General features: G+C 45.2%; 12 protein-coding genes. 8 read left to right on the plus strand and 4 right to left on the minus strand.

Annotated features, from left to right (window positions below):
- Nucleotides 1-213: 213 nt before the first annotated feature.
- On the minus strand, nt 214-1,752 hold the full coding sequence (locus QT984_RS27250; protein WP_333058264.1) for a DEAD/DEAH box helicase family protein: 1,539 nt from the start codon (nt 1,750-1,752) through the stop codon (nt 214-216).
- A gap of 309 nt (nt 1,753-2,061) precedes the next feature.
- Between QT984_RS27250 and ald the strand changes: the two genes are divergently transcribed.
- Nucleotides 2,062-3,150, plus strand: a complete 1,089-nt coding sequence (gene ald, locus QT984_RS27255) for an alanine dehydrogenase (RefSeq protein WP_333058265.1) — start codon at nt 2,062-2,064, stop codon at nt 3,148-3,150.
- A gap of 22 nt (nt 3,151-3,172) precedes the next feature.
- On the opposite strand, the gene QT984_RS27260 is transcribed toward ald, so the two are convergent.
- The 3 genes from QT984_RS27260 to QT984_RS27270 form a co-directional block, all read right to left on the minus strand.
- Entirely contained in the window at nt 3,173-3,322 is a 150-nt protein-coding gene (locus tag QT984_RS27260) for a hypothetical protein (RefSeq protein WP_333058266.1), read from the minus strand.
- Between the two features lie 117 nt (nt 3,323-3,439).
- Nucleotides 3,440-3,760, minus strand: a complete 321-nt coding sequence (locus QT984_RS27265) for a hypothetical protein (RefSeq protein ID WP_333058267.1) — start codon at nt 3,758-3,760, stop codon at nt 3,440-3,442.
- A complete protein-coding gene (locus tag QT984_RS27270; RefSeq protein ID WP_333375347.1) occupies nt 3,747-4,070 on the minus strand; it encodes a hypothetical protein in 324 nt (107 codons plus the stop codon). Before QT984_RS27270 ends, QT984_RS27265 begins: the two co-directional genes overlap by 14 nt.
- Nucleotides 4,071-4,074: 4 nt before the next feature.
- Between QT984_RS27270 and QT984_RS27275 the strand changes: the two genes are divergently transcribed.
- From QT984_RS27275 to QT984_RS27300, 7 genes are all read left to right on the plus strand, one after another.
- On the plus strand, nt 4,075-4,206 hold the full coding sequence (locus QT984_RS27275) for a hypothetical protein (protein ID WP_333212233.1): 132 nt from the start codon (nt 4,075-4,077) through the stop codon (nt 4,204-4,206).
- A 35-nt stretch (nt 4,207-4,241) separates the two neighbouring features.
- Nucleotides 4,242-4,535, plus strand: coding sequence for a hypothetical protein (locus tag QT984_RS27280; RefSeq protein ID WP_333058269.1), 294 nt, complete (start codon nt 4,242-4,244; stop codon nt 4,533-4,535).
- A complete protein-coding gene (locus QT984_RS27285) occupies nt 4,535-4,723 on the plus strand; it encodes a type II toxin-antitoxin system PemK/MazF family toxin (protein ID WP_333212237.1) in 189 nt (62 codons plus the stop codon). The genes QT984_RS27280 and QT984_RS27285 overlap by 1 nt, the downstream gene beginning before the upstream one ends.
- Before the next feature lie 25 nt (nt 4,724-4,748).
- On the plus strand, nt 4,749-4,892 hold the full coding sequence (locus QT984_RS29890) for a hypothetical protein (RefSeq protein ID WP_445243128.1): 144 nt from the start codon (nt 4,749-4,751) through the stop codon (nt 4,890-4,892).
- Between the two features lie 178 nt (nt 4,893-5,070).
- Nucleotides 5,071-5,415 carry a hypothetical protein gene (locus QT984_RS27290; protein WP_333058271.1) on the plus strand — a complete coding sequence of 115 codons (345 nt, stop codon included), beginning with the start codon at nt 5,071-5,073 and terminating at the stop codon, nt 5,413-5,415.
- A complete protein-coding gene (locus QT984_RS27295; RefSeq protein ID WP_333058272.1) occupies nt 5,412-5,621 on the plus strand; it encodes a hypothetical protein in 210 nt (69 codons plus the stop codon). Before QT984_RS27290 ends, QT984_RS27295 begins: the two co-directional genes overlap by 4 nt.
- Before the next feature lie 366 nt (nt 5,622-5,987).
- Nucleotides 5,988-6,173, plus strand: a complete 186-nt coding sequence (locus tag QT984_RS27300; protein ID WP_333058273.1) for a DUF559 domain-containing protein — start codon at nt 5,988-5,990, stop codon at nt 6,171-6,173.
- The last annotated feature ends 391 nt before the right edge of the window (nt 6,174-6,564 follow it).

Here is a 6,564-nt window from a genome sequence, read left to right on the forward strand (position 1 = left end):
TCCGGGGAATCATCATTGTATTTTCCCCATTTTGCGGGTGATTCGGCTGCTTTTTTAGTCACATCCCCGTTAACTCCTTAAATCGATTTGAGATTTGATATTTGATATTTGATATTTGAGATTTGAGATTTTAAATAGACCTAGGAGTGCTTTAATTATATAACCATCCTTTCGCTAAGACTTCCCATCCCACAACTAAGTTATTTAAGCTTGCTACCAGGGAATTTCATCATTGTCTTCTCCCCATTTTGCTGGTGATTCTGCTGCTTTTTTAGTCGCCTCCCGGTTGACTCCGTAAATGGGTGTCGGTTTGACAATTTCTAATTTCTGATATTCTGGCTTGGGCGGTTCTACTTGTGTTTGTGGTTTCGGTTTATGAGGCTGCATTCCTCCTCGGCGGCGTTGAGAAGTTCTTTCTTCGCTGGTGTCTTCGGTGACGACTTCGTAGAGAATTGCTAACTTATTTACATCGCTGCTTTTGCGGAGAACTCGACCCAATCGCTGAATGTATTCGCGTTCGCTGCCGGTGCCTGACAATATGATAGCAATTCGGGCGTCGGGAACGTCCACTCCTTCGTTGAGAACGTGGGAGGCGACGAGGGTTTTGTATTCGCCGCTGCGAAAGCGATCGAGGATTTCGTGGCGTTCTTTGACTGGGGTTTGGTGGGTAATTGTGGGGATGAGAAATTCTTGGGAAATTCGGTAAACTGTGGCGTTGTCTCCGGTGAAAATTAGGGTGCGCTGGGGAGAGTGTTCTGCTAGTATGTTGGCTAAAATTCGCAGTTTGCCTTCGGTACAAAGGGCGATTTCTTTGGCTTGGCGGTGGGCTAGCATGGCGCGCCTTCCCAGGGGCGATCGCGCGCTTGCCATGATAAACTGTTTCCAACCTTCGAGGCTGGATATTTTGATGTTAGACTGTTTTAAGAAGTCGTTGCGAATGTTGATTAATTCGGCGTAGCGAGATCCCTCTTCTTTTGACAGTTTTACCATGATTTGAACTATTTTATGGTCGGCTAAAGCATCGCCTGCCAAATCTTCGGGTCTTTTGCTAAATACTGTCGGGCCGATCAGGAAATGCAAATCGCTGTGGCGGCCGTCGGTGCGATCGGGTGTGGCTGTCAGTCCGAGTCGAAAAGGCGCGATCGCATATTCGGAAATTACTCGATAAAAGTCTGTTGGCAAATGGTGGCATTCGTCAAAAACCAGCAAACCGTATTTATTGCCCAAGGTTTCTGCATGAATACTTGCACTGTCGTAAGTTGCGACTAAAATTGGCGTTTTGTCCCGCGAACCTCCGCCCAACAATCCGATTTCGATGTCGGGAAAAGCTGCTTTTAAATTAGCATACCACTGGTGCATTAAATCGAGAGTTGGTACTACAATTAATGTACTGCGACCAGTGACTTGCATGGCTAATTGTGCCAGATAAGTTTTGCCGGAAGCAGTGGGGAGGACGACTACTCCTTGGCTTCCTGCTTCCTGCCAAGCTACGAGGGCTTGTTCTTGATGTGGGTAAGGCTGCATTTCCACGCTGGGTACGAGTTCGAGTAGTTCGTATGCCCTGGCTTCGTCGGTGAAGTGAATGCAGTCGGCTTGGAGGCATTCTACCAGCGGGCGGTAGTGAATTGCCCGAATGCGGTATTTTTCAACGCGATCGTCCCATGTCGCAAAGTCCACCCAGTCTCTGCCTTTGGGCGGCGGGTGCAGCAAGAGAGTTCCGCGATCGAATGTTAAGGTAGGTGTGCGTGGCATTTGTTTAGATAGGGGGGCGAGTTATGCCTGTTAAATTATAAGTGACAGATCAAATATATTGACTCTTCTTGAAATTATCTGCGTTACTCTGTGTTAATCAGCCCTACATCTGCGGTCGATCTATCAATCAAAAAATTATGTAATTCAAGTCTAAATTGAGGAAATTGCGATCGATCTGGCGGAAAATCCAACACAAATTATCCTACCCCAGCCGGATTGCCAAATCTAAAATCTACAAGAGTATTGGCCCGCTGGGAATGGTTTTTAAGTTAGATTCGATCTATGTATGCCTGAGATTAGAGGTTATAGATGGAAATAGGCGTCCCCAAGGAAATCAAGGATTTAGAGTTTCGAGTCGGGCTCAGCCCCACAAGTGTCCGGGCTTGTTCGGACAAAGGCCACACAGTTTTTGTGGAAACAAATGCTGGTGCTGGGGCCGGTTTCGCAGACGAGGACTACGTTCAAGCAGGGGCTAAGATTGTCTTAAAGGCTTCCGATGTCTGGAAGCGCGAACTAATTGTTAAAGTTAAAGAACCGCTGCCTGCTGAGTATCCGCTGATACAAAAAGAGCAGTTGCTGTTTACATATTTGCACTTGGCGGCCGATCGCACATTAACCCAGCATTTAATTAGCAGCGGAGTCCAGGCCATCGCCTACGAAACCGTCGAACTCCCGGACAGAAAGTTGCCGCTGCTGACGCCGATGAGCATTATTGCAGGGCGTTTGGCCGTGCAGTTCGGTGCTCGATTTCTGGAACGACAGCAAGGCGGCAGGGGCATACTTTTGGGTGGCGTACCGGGGGTAAGACCGGGTAAAGTTGTGATTTTGGGCGGCGGCATTGTCGGCACAGAAGCAGCCAGAATTGCTGTAGGAATGGGCGCCAGAGTACAGATATTAGACGTAAATGTCGATCGCCTAGCCTACTTGGAAACTCTGTTCGGTTCCAGAGTAGAATACCTCTACAGCAGTCCTTTGCAAATTGAAGCAGTTGTTCCCGATACTGATTTGTTAATCGGTGCGGTTTTGGTTCCGGGGAAAAAAGCTCCGGTGCTAGTTTCTCGCGAATTTGTTGCGAAGATGCACCCCGGTTCTGTGATTGTTGACGTAGCCGTTGACCAAGGCGGCTGCGTGGAAACTTTGCGGGTAACTTCTCACACAAATCCTACTTATGTTGAGGAAGGAGTTGTGCATTACGGCGTGCCGAATATGCCCGGTGCCGTGCCTTGGACTGCGACTCAAGCTTTGAATAACAGCACTTTGCCTTATGTTTTGCAGTTGGCAAATAACGGGATTAAAGCTTTGGAAATGAATCCGAGTTTGGCGAAGGGATTGAACGTGCAGAATCACCGATTGGTGCATCCGGCCGTGCGCGAGGTTTTCGCAGATTTGGCTGATTAGATTCCCATTTTTTTTAAGTAAGCTATCCCGCATCTAAATTGTATTTTGGTGCGGGTAGGAGCAACAGTCTCGATCCCCCTCGCATCCCCTTAAGAAGGGAGACTTTGAGTGAGGAGAGTTGAATGGCTTGCTCGATGCGATCGAGGTCATCAGATAAAATATTAGGCAGCATAATTCAGTCGTTGCGCTAGTTGCTGATGCAGCCCTCGATTGAGAAAAAGGAGTAAAGGGCGATCGACCTTTTTATGCCAAAAAGAGCGATCGACCTTCTCCCTAATTCACAAGATAATCACTCAGAGTTTTTAGTAAGCGTTGATGTCGCTTGCGATGAAATAGCTCCAATAGAACCGATAATTTGATTGCGAGGCAATACAGCAAGGAAACCTAACCGAATTAACGATTGAGACCGTAAACCACTGGGAGCAAAGTCTGGGTCTGAAGGGGAAATAATATCGACAAAATCTGGAACCTGTTGATGTAGTTGGGTGCTAACACCACAAACTAAAAAATCTCCATAAGGAGGTAGTTCCCTCAGAAGGATGACTGGACGATTCTTAATTTTCCCGTCAGCTTGAGGAATTGGGGTGAGAACAACATCAGCTTCCTGCATAGTCAGGATTTGGTGTTTTAATTGCATTGAGCGGGTAATCGTCGTTCTGATTGTAGGCTTTGTTTAGTTGATGCCTTGACAACCACAACCCGGCTTCGCGTTCTGGTAATTGTTCCGGGAGGACTGTGATAATGAGTTTTATGTTTGGTTCAAGCTTATAGGGTTCATCTAGCTGAATAGATTGCCCATCAAAATGTGCTGATAAAGAAATAAGCTTCATGGCTTGGATATCTTGAAGGCGAGTGCTTTTACTAAGTTTATCATATTTTGACGCTCTAGGGACACAGGCTTTGACCCGTTTCTCTACCATAAATTTGCTCCATTCCTTAGAAAAACGATCGCCCCTCCTCGAAGCAAAAAGCGAGATTCCTCGATCGAGAAAAGCGATCGAGCTTTCCATGACAAAAGAGCGATCGCTAACCCACTGGACGCGAATAGTTGTATAATAGACAAACTAGGCAAGCGCAAAAAGTGAAAACCTATGTCACAGGCAATCCTCAAACAAATTGTTAATCAGCTTGAAATGCTGGAAGTTTTAGAGTTACAGGAACTCGAGCGCGTAATCTGGAAATATCTGGCTGACAAACAGCAAGCTACTCAAAAATATCTACTTCAAAAATCTGCTAATAAAAAACAATTATTTCGAGAATGGGATGACATTTCTGATGAAGAAGCTGCGATACTAAAAGCTGAGTTTGCCGCCGAGGATTTAGCTTTTGCAGAAGTCGCCTTAAGTGATTATCTGCCTCGACTTCAGCAACAGGATAAAATCTGATGCTAGGAGATATTTATTTGGCAGATTTGAATCCTTCTAGAGGGTCAGAACAAGCAGGAATTAGACCAGTCATTATTGTACAGCGAGATACATTAGACCGCTTTACTACAACAGTAGTCGTAATTCCGGTAACAAGTAATCTGCGACGATGCTCAAATACCAGGGACAATTATTTTACCGACTGGTGAAGGTGGTTTAACACAAGATTCGGTCGTGCTTTGCTATCAAATAGTAGCGGTAGATAGAGAGCGATTAATCAAAAAATTGGGCACTCTTTTAGCCGATTATGTATCAAGATTACAGGTAGCATTGCAGTATACATTGCAAATGGATGAATTTGAGAATGTAGAAGAATAGAATGAGTTGAAGCGCGATCGCACTCACAGCCCCAAAGAGCGATCGCCCCTGTCCATCCACAAGACCGAGATCCCTTTCCATATCCCCAAAAAGCGATTTCCTATGGGATAGCTTCGCACGCGGACTGCACGATCGTTTATAATTACAATGATTGACGAGTTATGAGGAGCGTGCAAGTATGGCAAAATTCCTCAACGAACTTGCGGAAATTATCTGGAATTTGAAACGCCAGTTGCTAGATATTGTTGACGCAGCAACAGCAGCAGAATTGACTCTATTTGAACTTTTTGGAGAAACGAGTGATACGATACCATTTCTGGATGAACTGAAAAGTGTGGCTGAACGTGCTACACCCTGGTTTAATCGGCTGTCTAATTTTCAGTTACGCATAGCTGAGTCTCAACCCACAATTTCGGTTGATATGCTAAACTTAGTAAACCAATCTATTGAACGCATCCAAATCGAAATTCCGGCAATGGAACGGAGTATTCAAGAAGTGAAAACGGAGTGGAATTTGCCATGACTAGCCAACCGCGTATTCCCAATCCTGAAACAGCCAAGAGATTATTGGCTAATTTGCGCCGCAGTCGTTTAGCAATGGAAGCAGCGACTCTGGAATTAGAAGACATTACAATGCAGTTGGAAAATGACAGCAGACAAAGGCGTTTGGTGCGGTTGAGGCAGGCAATTAACGATGCTGAGGCTGCTAATTTTTCAGTCAATGTCTGAAATTATTTCTTAAATCTCGCCCCAAAACCTATAATTTAAATATTGACGAAAACAGCAAGATCGATCGCACTTTTTGACTCATAACAAAAGAGCGATCGACCTTTCCCTATCCCCAAAAGATCGCCCTAGTTGTCAAGTAGACATGGTTTGAGATAAACTAATTCTGAAACTATTCCCTAAATATCGCCCCATCACCTATAATTTCTATTAACATCTTGTCCCCCCCTTCTTAAGGGGGGTTAGGGGGGATAGTACCGGGATTATGCCAAAACTAAACGACTCCAACTTCCACCTACCATACAACCCAAAACTCATCCCCATCGCCAAGGAAATGCGGAAAAATCCAACTCCCTCATAAAAAAAACTGTGGCAAAATTTTCTCAGAAATTCCCTTTTCGAGTTTTGAGACAGCGCCCCATAGACAATTTTATCGTAGACTTTTATTGTGCGGCTTTACTGTTAGTAATTGAGATTGATGGGGAGAGTCATTTTACGGAACAAGGGAAACTATATGATGCAGAAAGAACCGGGATTTTACAGGGTATGGATTGAAGGTTGTCAGGTTTACGAATGTTGAGGTGTTGCAGAGTTTTGAGGGGGTTTGTCAGGAGTTGTTGGGTTTGATGGAGGGTGATTTTTGAGGCCTGATCCCCCCTAGCCCCCCTTAAGAAGGGGGGGACATGAAGGGAGGGGAGATCGCCCACTTGTAATCCCAAGCATTGCCTTTTTTGACTTATTCCAAAAGGGCCAGACCCCTAGTTGTCAAGTAAACATGATGTGAGATAAACTAATCCTGAAACTATTCCCTAAAAATATCGCCCCTCCACCCACAATTTAAATGCACATCTTGTCCCCCCCTTCTTAAGGGCAGGGTGGATTAATTGTCAAAAGAGTAAACCAGTGGGGTTAGGCTATTTGCTGACGAGCACGCGCCAGATTTAAT

The organism is Microcoleus sp. Z1_B2 (genome assembly GCF_036700325.1).
GTDB lineage: Bacteria > Cyanobacteriota > Cyanobacteriia > Cyanobacteriales > Microcoleaceae > Microcoleus.